We start from the raw sequence: 17357 nt of genomic DNA, 5'->3' as shown, positions 1-17357 counted from the left end.
GGCGCTTGGTGGCGCGACCGCTGCGGGAGGTGGCCGGTTAGCAGTGTCGCCGCGGGTTGCAAACCCTTTTTTGCGCAAAGCCCATAAAAATTACCAGCGCGTGGTCTGGCGATTGGTGCGGTCGATCGACATCAGGATGCCCAGACACAGCATGAAGGTCATTTGCGACGACCCGCCATTGCTGATCAGCGGCAGCGGCACGCCGACCACCGGGGCGAGGCCCATCACCATCGCCATGTTGATCGCCACATAATAAAAGATCGTCGCGGCGAGCCCGGCGGCGGTCAGGCGGGCGAAGCGCGATTGTGCCTGAAGCGATGCTGCCAAGCCCCATTGCACGATGCCGACAAAGGCGATGATCAGCAACACGCCGCCAACCAGACCCCATTCCTCCATCATCGTCGCCAGCGCGAAATCGGTATGGCCTTCGGGCAGGTAGTCGAGGTGGCTCTGGGTGCCGTTGAGAAAGCCCTTGCCGAAGATGCCGCCCGATCCGATCGCAATCTTCGACTGGCTGATGTGATAGCCGATGCCGAGCGGATCGCTTTCGGGATCGAGGAACACCATGATGCGGTTGCGCTGATAACCGCGCAGCACGAAATTCACGGTGAGCGGCACCGCCGCGCCCAAGGCCAGCGCGCCCCCAATGAACAGACGCAGCGGCACGCCCGCCAGGAACATCACCGTCACCCCGCCAATGGTGATCATCAGCGCGGTGCCGAGATCGGGCTGTTTCATCACCAAGGCGGCGGGCACCAGGATCAGCAAGGCGGCGGGCCAGATCGCGCCGAAACGCCGCGTCTCATTGGGTGGCAGCATGTCGTAGAATTTCGCGCAGGCCAGCACGATGCACGGCTTCATCAGTTCCGATGGCTGCAACCGGAAGCCGATGCCGAGATCGAGCCAACGCTGCCCGCCGCCGCGCACCGCGCCGATCAGCTCCACCAGCACCAGCAGCACGCACAGCACGCCATACGCCGGCAAAGCGAGGCTGCTCCACGTGGTCTCGCGCACCCGCGACAGCGCGATCGCCCCCGCCAGAAACACGACGAAGCGAATGCCCTGCGAAAGCGCCCATGGCCGGATGCTGCCGCCCGCCGCCGAATAGAGCACGAACAGGTCGAAGCCGCCGATCGCGATGACCAGCAGCAGGATCCGCCACGGCAATTGCGCCAGGGGGGCCGGGACGAAGTTGAGGCCGCTCATGGCACGTCCCGCTCGGTCGTCCCGTCTTCGGCGACGGTGTTGCCGGGGGCGGCGCTATTGGCGAGGTCTTCCGCCGCTGCGACATCGGCGGCGGAGGCGGCGCGGACGGCGGGGGCATCGGTGGGCGCCGTGGCGTTCAGCTCGGTCTGCGCGCCGACCGCCAGCGGCGGCGCTCCCGCCGCCGCACGATAGGCGGCGGTCTCTGCGGCCATGCGGGTCTTGATATCGCCGCCCCAGGTCGGCTCGGCCTCGGCCAGCGCCGCCAGCGCGCGGTCACGGTCGAAGAGATAGGTCATGATGTCGCGCGCGATAGCGGGCGTATCGAGATTGCGGACGGTGTGGCCGCCATGTTCGAGCACCACGGCGATCGCATAGCGCGGCTTGTCGTGCGGTGCGAAACCCTGGAACAGCGCGTGATCGCGCATCTTGAACGGGAGCGCGCCATTCTTCAGCACGCCGCCGGCGCGTTCGGCCATGGTGATGCGGCGGACCTGCGCGGTGCCGGTCTTGCCGGCGAGCTGAACGCCCGGGATCAGCATCCGTGCCGCGCCACCGGTGCCGCCGCCATTGACCACCCCCCACATCGCCTCGTGGATCGTCCGGAGGTGGTCCGGCTGGATCGGCAGGGGAGGGGCGTCGGCGTGGACATGGTCGGCAAGGATGCTTGGCTGGAGCGCACGCCCCGAGGCGAGGCGCGAGGCCATCACCGCGAGCTGGAGCGGGTTGGTCAGCACATAGCCCTGGCCGATCGACGCGTTGAGCGAATCGGGAACGGTCCACGGCTGTTTGTAGCGGCGCAGCTTCCAGGCGGTGTCGGGGACGGTGCCGTAACGCTGGCTGTTGAAGGGCAGGTCGAATTTCTGCCCGAGCCCAAGCCTGCGCGCGACCGGCGCGACATGATCGTAGCCGAGCCGGCGGATCATCTCGTAAAAATAGATGTCGCAGCTCTGCATGATCGCGTTCTTGAGGTCGAGCGCGCCGTGCCCGCTCTTCTTGTGGCAGTGGAAGATGCCGGTGCCGACGCGCAACGCCCCCGTACAGACGACGCGATCGGATGCGGGAACGCCCGCGCCGAGCAGGGCGAGACCGTTCATCGGCTTCACCGTCGAGCCCGGTGGATACAGCCCCTGGAGCACCTTGTTCATCAACGGCACATGGTCGTTGTCCGACAGCATCTTCCATTCGAGATGGCTGATCCCGTCGGAAAAAGTGTTGGGATCATAAGCGGGCATCGATACCATCGCGAGCATCTCGCCGGTCGCCACGTCGATCACCACGACTGAGCCCGACTGCGTGCCGAGCCGCCGCGCGGCATATTCCTGCAGGCCCGCATCGATCGTCAGGCGGGCGTTGGTGCCCGGCTGATCGGGCTTGGTCGCCAGTTCGGCGACGAGCTTGCCGCGTGCGGTGACCTCGACGCGTTTTTGGCCAGCGACCCCGCGCAGCGTCGATTCGAGCGTCTTCTCCAAGCCATCCTTGCCCAGCTTGAAACCCGGGGTGACCATCAACGGGTCGCGCGTCTGTTTATATTGTTCGGCGGAGGCGGCACCGACATAGCCGGTGAGATGGGCGACCGCCGCCCCCGCCGGATAACTCCGCGAAAAGCCGCGTGTGGGGGCGACGCCGGGAAGCTCGGGCAGGCGCACGCTGACGGCGGCGAAGCGTTCCCAATCGAGATTCTCCGCCACCTGTACCGGCTGGAAACCGGCGGCGTGCTCCAGATCGGCGACCAGCCGGTCCATCTCCTCGGGCGGCAGCTTCAGGATATCGCGCAGCAACCCCAGCACATGGCCCTTATTTTCGAGCCGGTCGGGGATGATGTCGACGCGAAAGTCGGTGCGGTTGTTGGCGATCGGCGCGCCGTGGCGATCGACGATCCAGCCACGCCGGGGCGGGACCAGCGTCATGTTGACGCGGTTGCTTTCGCTGAGCGAGCTGTACCGTGCGTTTTCAGCGATGGCGAGCCAGGCCATGCGTCCGGCGAGCGCGACGCCAACCGCGCCCTGCAAGCCTCCCAGCAGGATCGCGCGGCGCGAAAAGCTGTAGCTTTGCGACGCCTCGGTCACCATGCGCGGCGATTGCGCGAAGGTCGCGCGCTTCATTCCGGCTCCTCATCGCCCGCCAGCATGGCGCAAATGCGGGCGGCGAGCGGGAAGAGCAGCGTTGCGATCACGATCTGCAGCAGCAGAACGGTGTCGACATGCGCGCCGAGCGGCGCGGCGACGAGGCGCCCCAGGATCAGGCAGAAGGCAACCGACCCGGCAGCAATCAACCAGTCCTGCCAGAAATCACGATAGACGATCCGCTGATCGATCAGGTCGATCATGAAGAAGCACAGCGTCCAGAACAGCATAGCGGTGCCGAGCGGTTGCCCGCTGATCAGATCATCGAACAACCCCAGCGGAAGCGGGGCCCAGATGCGGAGCGAATCGGGTTTGGTCAGCCGCCAGCCGAGCAGCATCAACAGCCCGAAGGGCGGCAGGATCGGAAAGGTCGCGATGAACGGCCACAGCGTCACCGCCGAGCCGACCACGACCGACAGCGCCGGCACGAAGCGCTGAAAACCGGTTACCGGTGCCTCGTCGAACGGGCCGCGAACCTGGCTCATTTCTTCTTCTTGGGCTTGGCGGGTTTGGGCGTTGGGATCGGCACGGGAATGGGCGGCGGCTCGGGCATGAAGGCGCGCTGCACCAGCGCGTAATCGAGCGTGTCGGCCTGGGCGAAACTGCGCGCGATCGACGCGTCACGGCCGCGCCGGAGGACGCGCGCGACAGGAATGTTGGGCGGGTAGATGCCGCCGGTGCCCGAGGTCACGAACACGTCGCCCGGCCCGAAATCGGTGGTGGAAAGCGCAACCGACTTCACGTCGATCAACCCGTCGCCGCGCCCGGCGGCGAGCGCTGGCATGCCGTCGCGTGTGCGCCGCACCGGCACCACGCTTTCCGGATCGATCAGCAGCAGCACGCGGGCGCTGTTGGGGCCAGTCTCGAGGACGCGGCCGATCAGGCCTTCGGGCCCGCGCACCGGTTGGCCGGTGGCGACGCCCTGCCAGGATCCCGCGTTGAGCACGGCAAAGCGCCGCGTGCTGGAGCCTGTGGAACTGACGAGACGCGCCGCCACCACCGGCTCGGCAATGCGCTCGCGCACCTGGAGCAATGCCAGCAAGCGGCGGTTGTCATAGGAGAGCGAGCGCGCGCGCATGAACAGCGCGTGCTGGTCGGCCAGTTGTTTGCGCAAGGCGGCATTCTGGCCACGCACCGCGATATAGTCGCCAATCCCGCCCGGGATCGAGCCCAGCCAGTTGCCCACCCCGGAGATCCCCGACGACACCGGTGTGGTGACCTCCGCCAGGCTGGCGCGGAGCGAGGCGAAGGCGGGCGGATCGAGCGAGGACAAGGCAAGCAGCACCGCGCTGACGATCGCACCCGCCAACGCGACGACATATGCCAGGAAGAAACCGTATTGCGCCCGCCGCGAAAAACCCGGGCGCCGATTGTGTGGCGGCGCCATGCTAACCCCATCCAAAAGCCCGAGGGCCGCCTATAGAAACCGGTCTTCGCCTTACGCGATGTCGCTGTGCCTGAGTAGGGGCTACCCTAGCTGCTCAGGCACAAGGACGTGTCATTTCAGTGCGTCACGCCGAGTGGAGGACGCCCCGGAACACCGGATCCTCCAGCGCGCGACCAGTGCCCAGCGCGACGCACGTCAGCGGGTCGTCGGCGATGGTGACGGGCAGGCCGGTCTCATCGCGCAGCACTTCGTCGATGCCCTTGAGCAAGGCACCACCACCGGTGAGCACGATGCCCTGGTCGACGATGTCGGCGGCGAGTTCGGGCGCGGTGTTTTCGAGTGCGATGCGCACGCCCTCGACGATCTGGCCGACGGGCTCGCTCAGCGCCTCGGCGATCTGGCCCTGGTTGATCTGGATTTCCTTCGGCACGCCGTTGACGAGATCGCGGCCCTTGACGTGGATCGTCAGGCCGATGCCGTCGAGCGGCGGCTTGGCGACGCCGACTTCCTGCTTGATCCGCTCGGCGGTGGCATCGCCGATCAGCAGGTTATGGTTGCGGCGAACATAGGAGACGATCGCTTCGTCCATCTTGTCGCCGCCGACGCGCACCGAGGTGGTGTAGGCGAGGCCGCGCAGCGACAGCACGGCGACTTCGGTGGTGCCGCCGCCGATATCGACGACCATCGAACCGATCGGCTCGGTGACGGGCATGTCGGCACCGATCGCGGCGGCCATCGGCTCCTCGATCAGCCACACCTGGCTGGCACCCGCGTTCGAGGCGGCGTCGCGGATCGCGCGGCGTTCGACCGAGGTCGAACCCGACGGCACACAGATCACGATTTGCGGCCAGCGCATGAAGCGGCGTTGGCCACCGTGCACCTTGTGGATGAAGTGCTTGATCATTTGCTCGGCAACATCGATGTCGGCGATGACGCCATCGCGAAGCGGGCGGATCGCCTGGATGCTGTCGGGAGTCTTGCCCATCATCAGCTTGGCGTCATCGCCCACGGCCTTGACGCGCTTGACGCCATTGAGCGTTTCAACCGCCACCACCGACGGCTCGTTGAGCACGATGCCCTTGCCGCGCAGATAGACGACCGTGTTGGCGGTGCCGAGATCGATGGCCATGTCATGAGAAGAAAAGCGGAAGAGATTCGAGAAAAAGCCCATGGATCGTTCCGTTTCACGCCGGACTTACGGATCTGCCGACAGGTCGCACAAAGGGTCGCGCTTGCGCTTGCAACCGGGGCGTTCAGAGCGGTGTCTCCACGCTCTGATGCTCGGTTGAATGCGGGTCGCGGGATGCCGTCGATTGGGCTAGAGGCTAGGCCATGTCAATACGCCGCCTGCCAGAACATCTCGTCAATCGCATTGCTGCCGGTGAAGTGGTGGAACGACCCGCCAGCGCGTTGAAGGAATTGGTCGAGAATGCGATCGACGCCGGGGCGACGCGCATCGCCGTGCGCCTGGCCGGCGGGGGCACCGATCTGGTCGAGGTGACCGATGACGGGTGCGGCATGACCCCGCCCGACATGGCGCTGGCGCTGGAACGCCATGCCACCTCCAAGCTGCCGGACGAAGCGATCGAAGCGGTCAGCACGCTCGGTTTTCGCGGCGAGGCGTTGCCCTCGATCGCGAGCGTGGCGCGGCTCACGCTGGAAAGCCGCCCGCGCGGGGCGGAAGGGTGGGCGCGCGTGGTCGACAATGGCGTGCTGCTGTCCGAAGGCCCCGCCGCGATTCCACCGGGCACGCGGGTGCGGGTGGAGGCGCTGTTCGAGCGGGTACCGGCACGGCGCAAGTTCCTGCGCTCGGCGCGCAGCGAATTCGCCGCCTGCATCGATGTGGTCAAGCGGCTCGCCATGGCGCGGCCCGATATCGGCTTTTCGGTCGAGCATGACGGGCGGCGTTCGTTTGGGGTGAGCGCGGGCGAGAGCTTGCCCGACCGCGTCGCCGCGCTCACCGATCGCGGGCTGGTCGACAATGGCGTCGGCGTCGATTTCGTGCGCGAAGGGATCGGGCTTGGCGGGATCGCCGGGTTGCCCACCTTCAACCGCGGCATTGCCGACCACCAATATCTGTTCGTCAACGGGCGCCCGGTGAAGGACCGGCTGCTGATCGGGGCGATTCGCGGGGCCTATGCCGAGATGATGCCGCGCGACCGCCATGCGGTGGTGGCGCTGTTCCTCGACGTGCCGCCCGACGCGGTCGACGTGAACGTGCATCCGGCCAAGACCGAGGTGCGCTTCCGTGACCCGGCGCTGGTGCGCGGGCTGATCGTCAGCGGCCTGCGCCGCGCGCTGGATGAAGCCGGCCACCGCAGCCAGCGGGCACCGGAAACGGCGATGGCGGCGTGGCAAAGCGAGCCAGTCGAGCCTCAATCTCTCTCTCCCCACTTGTGGGGCGCGTCGTCGCAGGTTCTTCCCCCGGAAGAACCCAAGGGCGACGACGCGGGCAGGGGAGAGGGGCAGTGGGAAGCGCCGCGCTCCACCAACAACTACACCCTCAACGACCGCCGCCCCAGCTTCACCCCACCCCCACAAGCCCGCGCCGAACCCGCTTATGCGCCGCCGCCCGAAACCGCCGATTATCCGCTCGGCGTGGCGCGCGGGCAGGTGGCCAAGACCTATATCGTCGCCGAAAGCCGCGACGGGCTGATCCTGGTCGACCAGCATGCCGCGCATGAACGGCTCGTGCTCGAACGCATGCGCAAGGCGATGGCGAGCGGCGGGGTGGCGAGCCAGGCGCTGCTGCTGCCCGAGGTGATCGAACTCGACGAGAGCGCCTGCGACCGGCTCGAGGCGCGCGCGGCGGAACTGAGCGAATTTGGTCTCGACCTCGACCGCTTCGGCCCGCGCGCGATGTTGGTGCGCGGCGTGCCCGCGCTGCTCGGGCAAGGCGATGTGACGGGCCTCGTCACCGATCTGGCCGATGAACTCGCCGCGTTCGACGAGGCGCTCAGCTTGCGCGAGCGGCTCGACCATGTCGCCGCGACGATGGCGTGCCACGGCTCGGTCCGCGCCGGGCGGGTGCTGTCGGTCGCCGAGATGAACGCGCTGCTCCGCGAAATGGAAATCACCCCGCATTCGGGCCAATGCAATCACGGCCGCCCGACTTGGGTCAAGCTGGCGCACGGCGACATCGAAAAGCTGTTCGGGCGGAAATAGCAGCGGGATGACGCGCTGACCGCAGTGGCGGGCTCGTTCCGCCAGGCGTACAGGGCGATGTCGGCAAGAATGCCTGCGCACCTTATAGAGAGATGGTCATGACCCTCCCCGATATGCTGTTTCCCACCTACACCCAGATGTTGAACGCGCTGTCGGGATGGCTGACCAAGGCCGAGGGGCAGATGCCAGGCGGCGCGGCGGATGCACTGATGGCGGCGCGGCTCGCACCGGACATGTTCCCGCTGGCCACGCAAGTGCGCTTTGCCTGTGTGCAGGCGCAGGAGGGCGTCTATCGGTTGCGCGGCGAAGCGTTTCCGGAGTCGCTCGCGGTGCTGCTGAGCGAAGGGCGCAATGCGGGCGAACGCCCGGGCACGATCGCAGAGGCGCAAGCGCGCATTGCCGAGACGCTGGCGATCGTGGAGCAGGCCGTGGCAGACGCCCTGGTCGTCGATCCGGCGACGCCGATCGCCCATACGTTGCCGCAGGGAATCGTGTTCGACTTTTCGACCGCACACTACGTCCGCGACTGGGCACTGCCGCAATTCTTCTTCCATGTGATGACCGCCTACGGGATCCTGCGGGCCGAGGGCGTCGCGCTGGGCAAGGCCGATTATGTCGCGCACATGTTCGCCTACGTTCGGCCGGGGACGCTCCCTTCGCAATGAGCGGCGCGTGGGGGGAGTGGCTTGCGCACGGATGAACGGCGAAACTCTGTTCGGTTCATTTCGTCTACAATAAAGAACGGTTCGCCGTATTGAATTGGGTGGGGTGCATACGCATCTCAAGCGCGACGTTGTCAGGCCATATCCCCATCACCGCAAAGCGATCCGTTTCATGAACAAGATTCTTCCCGTATTCCTTGCCCTCATCCCGTTTGCGGCGCTTGTTGGCGCTTGCGCGGTTACAGGATAAACTATCCTCCCCGGTACGGGGAGGATAGTGGCACAGAAAAAGGGCCGCCCGGATTGCTCCGGACGGCCCTTTTTCTGTGCGCTTGAGCGAAAGGCTCAGGCTGCGGTCGGTGCCTCGGCATCGTCCGCGCCGACTTCCGCCGTTGCGCCGGGCTCGGCATTGGGATCGTACGCTTCGACGAAACCAGCCTCGTCCTTTTCGAACATGGCTTCCATGACGTTGACGCCCTTGGCCTGCATCTCGGCCTCTTCGGGCGAGCGGGCAATGTTGACCTTGATCGTCACCGACACTTCCGGGTGCAGCGAAACCTTGACCTCATAGAGGCCAATCGCCTTGATCGGCTTGTTGAGCACGATCGCCGACTTGGAGACCTTGTGGCCAGCGGCATCGAGCGCTTCGATCAGATCGCGCACGGCGACCGAACCGTAAAGCTGGCCGGTGTTCGACGACTGGCGGATCAGCGTCAGCGTGATGCCGTCGATCGTCTTGGCTTCGACCTCGGCTTCCGAACGCTTGGCAGCGTTGTCGGCCACGATCTTTTCGCGGTTCTTTTCGAAGACCTTGCGGTTGGCTTCGTTGGAACGGAGCGCCTTCTTGTTCGGCAGCAGGTAATTACGGGCGAAGCCGTCCTTGACCTTGACGACGTCGCCGATGTTGCCGAGCTTTTCGACGCGTTCCAGCAGGATGATGTCCATCTGTTGGGCCCCTTACTTAACGATGTAGGGCAGCAGGCCCAGATGGCGCGAACGCTTGATCGCCTGGGCGAGCTCGCGCTGCTTCTTGGCGCTCACCGAGGTGATGCGCGACGGGACGATCTTGCCACGCTCGGACACGAAGCCCTGCAGCAGACGGACGTCCTTATAATCGATCCGGGGGGCGTCCTTCGCGGAGAAGGGGCAGCTCTTGCGGCGGCGGAAAAATGGGCGTGCCATATCTATAGCTCCTTATTCGCCGTCAAAGCTGCGGCGGGGGCGATCCTCGCGGTCGCCGCGGTCGGGACGATCGCCACGGCCTTCGCGGCCGCCTTCACGATCGCTGCGACGCTCACGGTCACGATCGGACTTGCGCATCATCACGCTCGGGCCCTCTTCGGACGCGTCGATCTTGACGGTCATGTAGCGAATAATGTCTTCGTTGATCTGAACCTGACGCTCCAGCTCGACGATCACGCTGCCCGGGGCATCGATTTCGAGCATGACGTAATGCGCCTTGCGGTTCTTGGCGATCTTGTAGGCGAGGCTGCGCAGGCCCCAATTCTCGGTCTTGACGACCCGGCCTTCATTATCGTTCACGATCTTGGTGGCGATTTCCGCCAGAGCGTCCACTTGCGCCTGTGCCAGATCCTGGCGCGCAAGGAACACGTGCTCGTATAGAGCCATGTGTCTCGTCTCTCTTCTTGGCCGATCGCTGACGCCCGCACCATGCGAAACGCCCCTCCGGCTATCGTCTTGCATAACAACCGGGGCGGAAAGCGTGCGCTCTCCACCCCGATCGGCGTCCCATAGCGAAATTCGCGAGGAAGGCAAGCCCGGCACGGACCTCCGTCACCCCGGGCCATGCCCGTCATGACGAAGGAGACGCGTCTTAGTTGAACGCGCCGGCCAGCACCGCGCCGATCACGCCGCCGCTGAGCGCGACGAGTACGGCATCATTGCCCGAGCGGACCCAGTGATAGCCGCGCGGTGGAGCGTAGAGGCGACGCCCGCGATACTGCCGCCAATCGCTGATTTCGCGGTAATTGCTGGCATAGCGGCGGTCGAAGCGCTGCCCGCGCGCCCAGCGACGGCCGGGCTCGGGGCGCACGACAGTGCGCTTGGTGACGACGGTGCGGCCATTGGGCTGCTGGCGCACGACGGTGGTGCTGCGCCGCTCGTCGCGCTGCTGTGCGCTCGCGCCACTGGCGGCGAGCGGGCTGAGCACGGTGGTGGCGGCCAGAACGGCCAGAATGAGTTTCTTCATGATTGGGCTCCTTTTTGAAACGGCGCCTTACTCCCGGCGTCGAACAGGTATCTGGGGTGCGGTTGTCGCACACCCGTGGCGGATAGAACCCGAAATGGTCGCAAAGTGTCCCGTCCGCTTCGGCCCTGTTCAGGTTGCGCGCGGGGTGCCCCGTTCTTGACGCGGCTTTGGCGGAGCGCCTAACCGCCGCGCCAAAGGAGTATCACGATGCGGGCTTTTATTTTTCCGGGGCAGGGCAGCCAGAGCGTTGGCATGGGCAAGGCGCTGGCCGAGGCGAGCGCGGAGGCGCGCGCGGTGTTCCAGGAAGTCGATGAGGCGCTGGGCCAGCATCTGTTCCGGCTGATGAGCGAGGGGCCGGAGGATCAGTTGCAGCTGACCGAGAATGCGCAGCCCGCGATCATGGCCAATGCCATTGCGACGCTGCGCGTGCTGGAGAAAGAGGGCGGCATTCGGCTGGCCGACAAGGCCGATTATGTCGCGGGGCATTCGCTGGGCGAATATAGCGCCTTGTGCGCAGCGGGCGCGATTGACCTGGCGACGACGGCGTTGCTGCTGAAGCATCGCGGGCTGGCGATGCAGGCGGCGGTGCCGGTTGGCGTGGGCGCGATGGCGGCACTGCTCGGGGCCGATGTCGACAAGGCGCGCGCCATTGCCGAGGCTGCAGCCGAAGGAGAGGTTTGCACCGTCGCCAATGACAATGATCCTTCGCAAGTGGTGATTTCGGGCCATCGCGGCGCGATCGAGCGCGCAGTGGCGCTGGCCAAGGATATGGGCGCGAAGCGTGCGGTGCTGCTGCCGGTGTCGGCACCGTTCCACTGCCCGCTGATGCAGCCCGCCGCCGACGCGATGGAAAAGGCGCTGGCCGAGGCGCGGATCGATGCGCCGCTGGTGCCGGTGTTCGCCAATGTGACGGCGTCGCCGGTGGGAGACCCGGACACGATCCGCCGCCTGCTGGTCGAGCAAGTGACCGGCATGGTGCGCTGGCGCGAATCGGTGCTGGCGCTGGCGGAAACCGGCGTGGAGCGCTTCATCGAATTCGGCGGCAAGGTGCTGACCCCGATGGTCAAACGCATCGCGGCAGATGTGGATGCGGTCAGCGTGGTGACCATGGGCGATATCGAGGCTTTGGCGAAGGTGCTGTAGAAGGTTTGTTCGCGCAGAGGCGCGGAGGACGCGGAGAAGAAGTGAAAGATATCGACCAGGTCAGCGGGGACGTGCTGGATGTCGCGTTGCGTTTGCACCGAGATCTCGGGCCGGGGCTCATGGAAAGCGTCTGCGAAGCCTTGCTGGCAGGCCGGTTGATGAAAATGGGCTACGCTGTCGAGCGGCAGCGGCCGGTTTCCATCGATTTCGATGGGATGCACTTCGAAGGCGCGTTCAAGATCGACTTGCTGGTGGACCAGCGGCTTGTCGTCGAAATCAAATCGATCGAGCGGCTCCTTCCGGTCCATGCAAAGCAATTGCTGACCTATCTGAGATTAACCAGGCAGCCCGTCGGGCTGCTGATCAACTTTGGTGGCGACACGCTGAAAGAGGGCGTCCGCAGGCTGGTGAATAACCACGTCTCTGCGTCCTCTGCGCCTCTGCGCGAACCAAACAACCCTGGAGATTAAGACAATGTTCGACCTTACAGGCATGACCGCGCTGGTGACCGGCGCTTCGGGGGGGATTGGGTCGGCGATTGCGCAGGCCTTGGCCGGGCAGGGGGCGCGGTTGGCGGTTTCCGGGTCCAATGTCGCCAAATTGGAGGCGTTTCGGGATAGCCTCGGCGGCGAGCATGTCGCTTTGCCGTGCGATCTGTCGGATGGTGCCGCGGTCGATGCGCTGGTGCCCGCCGCGGTCGAGGCGCTGGGCGGCAAGCTCGATATTCTTGTCAACAATGGCGGCATCACGCGCGACAATCTCGTCATGCGGATGAAGGATGACGAATGGGATCAGGTGATCCGCGTCAATCTGGAAGCCGCCTTCCGGCTCGCGCGCGCGGCGGCGCGGCCGATGATGAAGGCACGCTTCGGGCGGATCGTGTCGATCACCTCGGTCGTCGGCACCACCGGCAACCCGGGGCAGGCCAATTACGCCGCCTCCAAGGGCGCGCTGACCGCCATGTCCAAGGCGCTGGCGCAGGAATTGGCATCGCGCGGAATCACCGTGAATTGCGTGGCGCCCGGTTTCATCGCCTCACCGATGACCGACATTCTGCCCGATGCGCAAAAAGAGGCGCTTAACGCACGGATTCCGATGGGTAAGATGGGGGAGGGCGCAGACATCGGCAGCGCTGTCGTCTATCTGGCAAGCCGCGAGGCGGGGTATGTCACCGGGCAGACCTTGCACGTTAACGGTGGGATGGCGATGATCTGACCAGCGGCGCTGCGTCGGCATGGCCAAATATAGGGGATAAGGGATGCGTATCGTCTTTATCGGGAGCTTTCTTGCGCTTGGCTTTGCGCCAGTGCCTGCGATGGCGTCCAACGTGGATTTGCCACCGGTCGGCTGCATCGTGACGCATACAGATCGGTTGCCCAATGCCGATCTGGTCGATCTGGTCAACGCGCATTTCCAGCCGACCAGCAAGGGCGGCAAGGTTGCGATGACTGTAGTGAGCAAGGTCGTCCAGAACTGCCGCAGGGCCTATGGCTGGGGCAAGCCGCGCGAGAATGCGGCAGTGCAGTTCTTTTCGATGCGCGTCCTGCGCGAGGATGCGATCGAACGCGGTCGCCGGTTCGGCCTGAACGAGGAGATCGTCGCCCGTTATGTCGATGGCCTCACACCGGACGGTCGCGCGATCTATGCGAAAGGCGGCGTGACTCCTGAGCTCAATCGGGCTGCATTCGCCCATTTGGAGAGCGCAGGGGTGAAGATCGACGGGTTGGCCGCAGCCGACGTGCAGGCGCTGGGCCAGGCTCTCAATATGGCGGTCTATTCGAGCATTGGCGAACACGATGCCGAAAAGGCCTATGCGGGCAAATAGCCGTACAGGCCGCGCCGCCCTCTTGCGCGGTTCGGATGCGCGTTCTACGTGCGTTCAGGAAACACCCAAACCCCCACCGATAGAGGGACATTACAATGAGCGAGATCGCAGAGCGCGTTAAGAAAATCGTCGTCGAGCACCTCGGCGTCGAAGCCGACAAGGTGACCGAAGACGCGAGCTTCATCGACGATCTGGGCGCAGACAGCCTCGACATCGTCGAATTGGTGATGGCGTTTGAAGAAGAATTCGAAGTCGAGATCCCCGACGATGCCGCCGAGAAGATCACGACCGTGAAGGACGCGATCGCGTTCATCGAAGAGCATAAGGGCTGAGCGCCACGCCTCGTGGCGCGGCCGCACGGCTGAAGACAGGAACGGCTCCCCGTCCCAGGGTACTGACCGGGGGCGTGGGGCCGTTTCCCATTTACGAGCATTTGAATAAACGGAGATGGCCATGCGCCGTGTTGTCGTAACCGGACTGGGGCTGGTGACGCCTTTGGGCGCCGATGTCGAAACCGCCTGGGCGAATATCCTGGCGTCGAAATCGGGTGCCGGCACGATCACGCGTTTCGACGCGACCGACTATGCCTGCACTATCGCGTGCGAGGTGAAGCCGGCCGACCATGCGTACGGTTTCGACCCCGGCAAGCGCGTCGACCATAAGGTGCAGCGCCAGGTCGATCCGTTCATCATCTATGGCATCGATGCCGCCGGACAGGCGCTGGAAGATGCCGGCTTGCTCGACATGACCGAGGAACAGAAGTTCCGCGCGGGCTGCTCGATCGGATCGGGCATTGGCGGCTTGCCGGGCATCGCCAGCGAATCGATCGTGCTGCACGAACGCGGCCCGCGCCGCGTCTCCCCGCATTTCGTGCATGGTCGCTTGATCAACCTGATCACCGGCCAGGTGCAGATCAAATACGGTCTGATGGGCCCCAACCATGCCGTCGTCACCGCTTGCTCGACCGGCGCGCATTCGATCGGCGACGCCGCGCGGATGATCGCGATGGACGATGCCGATGTGATGCTGGCGGGCGGCGCCGAGGGCGCGATCTGCCCGCTCGGCATTGCCGGCTTCGCCCAGGCGCGCGCGCTGTCGACGGGCTTCAACGCGACGCCCGAACGCGCCAGCCGCCCCTATGACAAGGATCGCGACGGCTTCGTCATGGGCGAGGGCGCAGGCGTGGTCTGCCTCGAGGAATATGAACACGCCAAGGCGCGCGGCGCGAAAATCTATGCCGAGGTGATCGGCTATGGCCTGTCGGGCGATGCTTATCACGTCACCGCGCCGCACCCCGAAGGCTCGGGCGCGTTCCGCTCGATGCAGATGGCGATGAAAAAGTCGGGCCTCGACCTGTCCGACATCGATTACATCAACGCGCACGGCACCTCGACCCCGCTCGGCGACGAGCTGGAACTGAACGCGGTGCGCCGCCTGTTCGGCAGCAATATCGACACGCTGTCGATGAGCTCGACCAAGTCGGCGATCGGGCATCTGCTCGGCGGCGCGGGCGCGGTGGAGAGCATCTTCTGCATCCTCGCTTTGCGCGACCAGATCGTGCCGCCGACGCTCAATCTCGACAATCCGAGCGACAATTGCGCGGGCGTCGATCTGGTGCCGCATGTAGCCAAGAAGCGCTCGGTCAAAGCGGTGCTGAACAATTCGTTCGGCTTTGGCGGGACAAATGCCAGCCTGGTGATGCGGGCGATTTGATCTTGCGCTACGCTCCTGCACTTCCCCGGCGCAGGCCGGGGCCCAGGAGTAGGGCGTCGATGGCGGGCGTTGTGCGCACCTATCTGGGGCCGTGCAACTGGGCCCCGGCCTGCGCCGGGGAAGCAAGGACGCGATAAATGCGCAAGCTCGGTTGCTTTGGTCTGCTGCTCGGGCTTGCCGCGATCGCCGCGTTGTTCGGCGTCGCGCAGATGTGGGGCGGGCGCGGGTCGCTCGCCCACCCGATCACGGTGCAGATCGCGCCGGGCAGCAGCCTGGCAACCGCTTCGGTGCAACTGGAGAAGGCCGGGGCGATTGCGTCGGCGTCGCGCTTCCGCCTGTTTGCCAAGGTGTTCGGGGCGGACGCGCCGATCAAGGCGGGCGAATATCGCATCCCGGCGCATCTCAGCCAGGCCGATATCCTCAAAGTGCTGCAAGGCACCAAGACGATCCAGCGCTTCGTGACGATTCCCGAAGGCTGGCCCTCGGTGCTGGTCAAGGATGCGCTCGACAAGACGCCGGGGCTGACCGGCACGATCGCCGTGCCCGAGGAAGGCAGCGTCCTGCCCGACAGCTACGCCTTCCAGCGCGGCGACAGTCGCGACTTCATCGTCAAGCGTATGCAGAGCGTGATGCGCCGCTACCTCGCCAATGCGTGGGCGGAGCGCAAGCCTGGGTTGGCGGTGACAACGCCAGAACAGGCGCTGATCCTCGCCTCGATCGTGGAAAAGGAAACCGGCAAGCCGAGCGAACGCGCGATGGTCGCGGCAGTCTATTCCAACCGGCTGAAGCGCGGCATGATGCTGCAGGCCGACCCGACGATCATCTACCCGATCACCAAAGGGCGGCCGCTTGGGCGGCGAATTTTGCTGTCCGAGGTGCATGCGGTGAACGCGTACAACACCTATGCGATGGTGGGCTTGCCGGCCGGGCCGATCTGCAATCCGGGGCGCGCCTCGATCGATGCGGTGCTGAACCCGGCATCATCGAATGCGCTGTATTTCGTGGCCGACGGATCGGGCGGGCATGTCTTCGCCGACACGCTCGAACAGCATAACGCCAATGTCGCCAAATGGCGGGCGTACCGCGCGGCGCACGGGATTTAGAGACGGATTACATCTCCTGGAATAGCCCTTTCCGTTCGTTTCGAGCGTCGTCGAGAAACCTGTCGCGGGCGCTGCGCTGTGGTTTCTCGATTACGCTCGAAACGAACGGATGGGACGTCGACCCCGTTCATGTCGGGCTTGTTCCGGCATCCACCGGGCCGCACGTTCTGCGGGCGGTTGGCTTGGGATGACGGTGGACCCCGGCACGAGGCCGGGGTGACGGTGTGATGGGCTTTTCAGCGCGGCCAACGTGCTGTACCTCCGGCGGAACAGTCGGTTGGGGGAGCGTGGATGTCCTTGTGGCTGAGCATCGCCCTTCAGGCAGCAGAGGCTGCCCCGGTCGCGAAGCCCTTCGATTTGGCCGGGACCACCAAGCCCATCCGGCTAAATGCGCTTCCCAAGTGCGACGATACACTCTCCGCTGACGAAATTGTCGTGTGCGGGCGAAGGCGGGATCAATACCGGCTGCCGCTGCGCGAGGGGCCCGCGCCAGATGCGGATGCTGCGGGCGGCGCGGAGGCGAGTGGCCTGAGCGCCATCACCCCATCGGGTCGCTGCGGAATCTTTGCCGGGGAGCGGCGGTGCGGCAAACGCGAAGCGGCTGCTTACGGCTATGGCAATGGCCGCGATCCGCTCACGCTGCTGATGCATCTGGCCAAGAAGGCAGTTGATCCTGACGGGGAGTGAGGGTGGCGCGCGTCGGACAATGTCCTGGTCGCTCCCCTCCCGTCATGCCGGGCTTGTCCCGGCATCCACCGGGCCGCGCGTTCTGCGGGCAGTTGTCTTGGCGGGCCGGTGGACCCCGGCACGAGGCCGGGGTG

The 17357-nt window shown here is 65.4% G+C and carries 19 protein-coding genes; 10 read left to right on the top strand and 9 right to left on the bottom strand.

The annotated features are described in order from the left end of the window. Positions 1-90 precede the first annotated feature (90 nt). The 5 genes from rodA to H4W01_RS10805 form a co-directional block, all read right to left on the bottom strand. Positions 91-1206 (bottom strand): rod shape-determining protein RodA, encoded by a 1116-nt coding sequence (gene rodA, locus H4W01_RS10825; RefSeq protein WP_010403359.1) that lies wholly within the window; start codon positions 1204-1206, stop codon positions 91-93. Then, positions 1203-3308, bottom strand: coding sequence for a penicillin-binding protein 2 (gene mrdA, locus H4W01_RS10820; RefSeq protein ID WP_209610983.1), 2106 nt, complete (start codon positions 3306-3308; stop codon positions 1203-1205). The genes rodA and mrdA overlap by 4 nt, the downstream gene beginning before the upstream one ends. After that, positions 3305-3814, bottom strand: coding sequence for a rod shape-determining protein MreD (gene mreD / locus H4W01_RS10815; protein ID WP_209610982.1), 510 nt, complete (start codon positions 3812-3814; stop codon positions 3305-3307). Before mreD ends, mrdA begins: the two co-directional genes overlap by 4 nt. Further along, positions 3811-4716 carry a rod shape-determining protein MreC gene (gene mreC, locus H4W01_RS10810; RefSeq protein ID WP_126845765.1) on the bottom strand — a complete coding sequence of 302 codons (906 nt, stop codon included), beginning with the start codon at positions 4714-4716 and terminating at the stop codon, positions 3811-3813. Before mreC ends, mreD begins: the two co-directional genes overlap by 4 nt. A 124-nt stretch (positions 4717-4840) precedes the next feature. Then, positions 4841-5887: a rod shape-determining protein gene (locus H4W01_RS10805; protein ID WP_010403353.1), complete on the bottom strand. Its 1047-nt coding sequence runs from the start codon at positions 5885-5887 to the stop codon at positions 4841-4843. Positions 5888-6048: 161 nt separating this feature from the next. Here H4W01_RS10805 and mutL point away from each other — a divergent pair, with 161 nt between their 5' ends. Further along, complete coding sequence (mutL, locus tag H4W01_RS10800; RefSeq protein WP_209610981.1) at positions 6049-7881, top strand: DNA mismatch repair endonuclease MutL; 1833 nt, start codon at positions 6049-6051, stop codon at positions 7879-7881. A 98-nt stretch (positions 7882-7979) separates the two neighbouring features. After that, positions 7980-8546: a DUF1993 domain-containing protein gene (locus H4W01_RS10795; RefSeq protein WP_209610980.1), complete on the top strand. Its 567-nt coding sequence runs from the start codon at positions 7980-7982 to the stop codon at positions 8544-8546. 342 nt (positions 8547-8888) lie between these two features. On the opposite strand, the gene rplI is transcribed toward H4W01_RS10795, so the two are convergent. The 4 genes from rplI to H4W01_RS10775 all read right to left on the bottom strand — a co-directional run bounded on the left by rplI (position 8889) and on the right by H4W01_RS10775 (position 10752). Further along, positions 8889-9488, bottom strand: a complete 600-nt coding sequence (rplI, locus tag H4W01_RS10790) for a 50S ribosomal protein L9 (RefSeq protein ID WP_209610979.1) — start codon at positions 9486-9488, stop codon at positions 8889-8891. 12 nt (positions 9489-9500) lie between these two features. After that, positions 9501-9725: a 30S ribosomal protein S18 gene (gene rpsR, locus H4W01_RS10785; protein ID WP_010163758.1), complete on the bottom strand. Its 225-nt coding sequence runs from the start codon at positions 9723-9725 to the stop codon at positions 9501-9503. A gap of 12 nt (positions 9726-9737) precedes the next feature. Then, on the bottom strand, positions 9738-10172 hold the full coding sequence (gene rpsF / locus H4W01_RS10780) for a 30S ribosomal protein S6 (protein WP_010403344.1): 435 nt from the start codon (positions 10170-10172) through the stop codon (positions 9738-9740). Positions 10173-10377: 205 nt separating this feature from the next. Continuing rightward, positions 10378-10752, bottom strand: coding sequence for an RcnB family protein (locus tag H4W01_RS10775; RefSeq protein WP_209610978.1), 375 nt, complete (start codon positions 10750-10752; stop codon positions 10378-10380). A gap of 207 nt (positions 10753-10959) precedes the next feature. Here H4W01_RS10775 and fabD point away from each other — a divergent pair, with 207 nt between their 5' ends. From fabD to H4W01_RS10735, 8 genes are all read left to right on the top strand, one after another. Then, entirely contained in the window at positions 10960-11895 is a 936-nt protein-coding gene (gene fabD / locus H4W01_RS10770) for an ACP S-malonyltransferase (RefSeq protein WP_209610977.1), read from the top strand. A gap of 41 nt (positions 11896-11936) precedes the next feature. After that, entirely contained in the window at positions 11937-12365 is a 429-nt protein-coding gene (locus tag H4W01_RS10765) for a GxxExxY protein (protein WP_209610976.1), read from the top strand. A 4-nt stretch (positions 12366-12369) separates the two neighbouring features. After that, the gene (gene fabG, locus H4W01_RS10760) at positions 12370-13110 is read left to right on the top strand and encodes a 3-oxoacyl-[acyl-carrier-protein] reductase (protein WP_209610975.1); all 741 of its coding nucleotides are present in this window, start codon (positions 12370-12372) and stop codon (positions 13108-13110) included. Positions 13111-13153: 43 nt separating this feature from the next. Beyond that, the gene (locus H4W01_RS10755; RefSeq protein ID WP_209610974.1) at positions 13154-13720 is read left to right on the top strand and encodes a hypothetical protein; all 567 of its coding nucleotides are present in this window, start codon (positions 13154-13156) and stop codon (positions 13718-13720) included. A gap of 95 nt (positions 13721-13815) precedes the next feature. Next, positions 13816-14052 carry an acyl carrier protein gene (locus tag H4W01_RS10750; protein ID WP_010403338.1) on the top strand — a complete coding sequence of 79 codons (237 nt, stop codon included), beginning with the start codon at positions 13816-13818 and terminating at the stop codon, positions 14050-14052. A 121-nt stretch (positions 14053-14173) separates the two neighbouring features. Next, positions 14174-15433, top strand: coding sequence for a beta-ketoacyl-ACP synthase II (gene fabF, locus H4W01_RS10745; RefSeq protein WP_209610973.1), 1260 nt, complete (start codon positions 14174-14176; stop codon positions 15431-15433). 137 nt (positions 15434-15570) lie between these two features. Continuing rightward, a complete protein-coding gene (mltG, locus tag H4W01_RS10740; RefSeq protein ID WP_209610972.1) occupies positions 15571-16536 on the top strand; it encodes an endolytic transglycosylase MltG in 966 nt (321 codons plus the stop codon). Positions 16537-16827: 291 nt separating this feature from the next. Continuing rightward, positions 16828-17223, top strand: coding sequence for a hypothetical protein (locus tag H4W01_RS10735; protein WP_209610971.1), 396 nt, complete (start codon positions 16828-16830; stop codon positions 17221-17223). Positions 17224-17357: the final 134 nt, after the last annotated feature.

Origin of the sequence: Sphingomonas sp. PL20, from assembly GCF_017875905.1 — a bacterium.
GTDB lineage: Bacteria > Pseudomonadota > Alphaproteobacteria > Sphingomonadales > Sphingomonadaceae > Sphingomonas > Sphingomonas echinoides.
The sequence above is the reverse complement of the archived record's forward strand: the minus strand, read 5'-3'. Positions and strand labels throughout refer to the sequence as shown.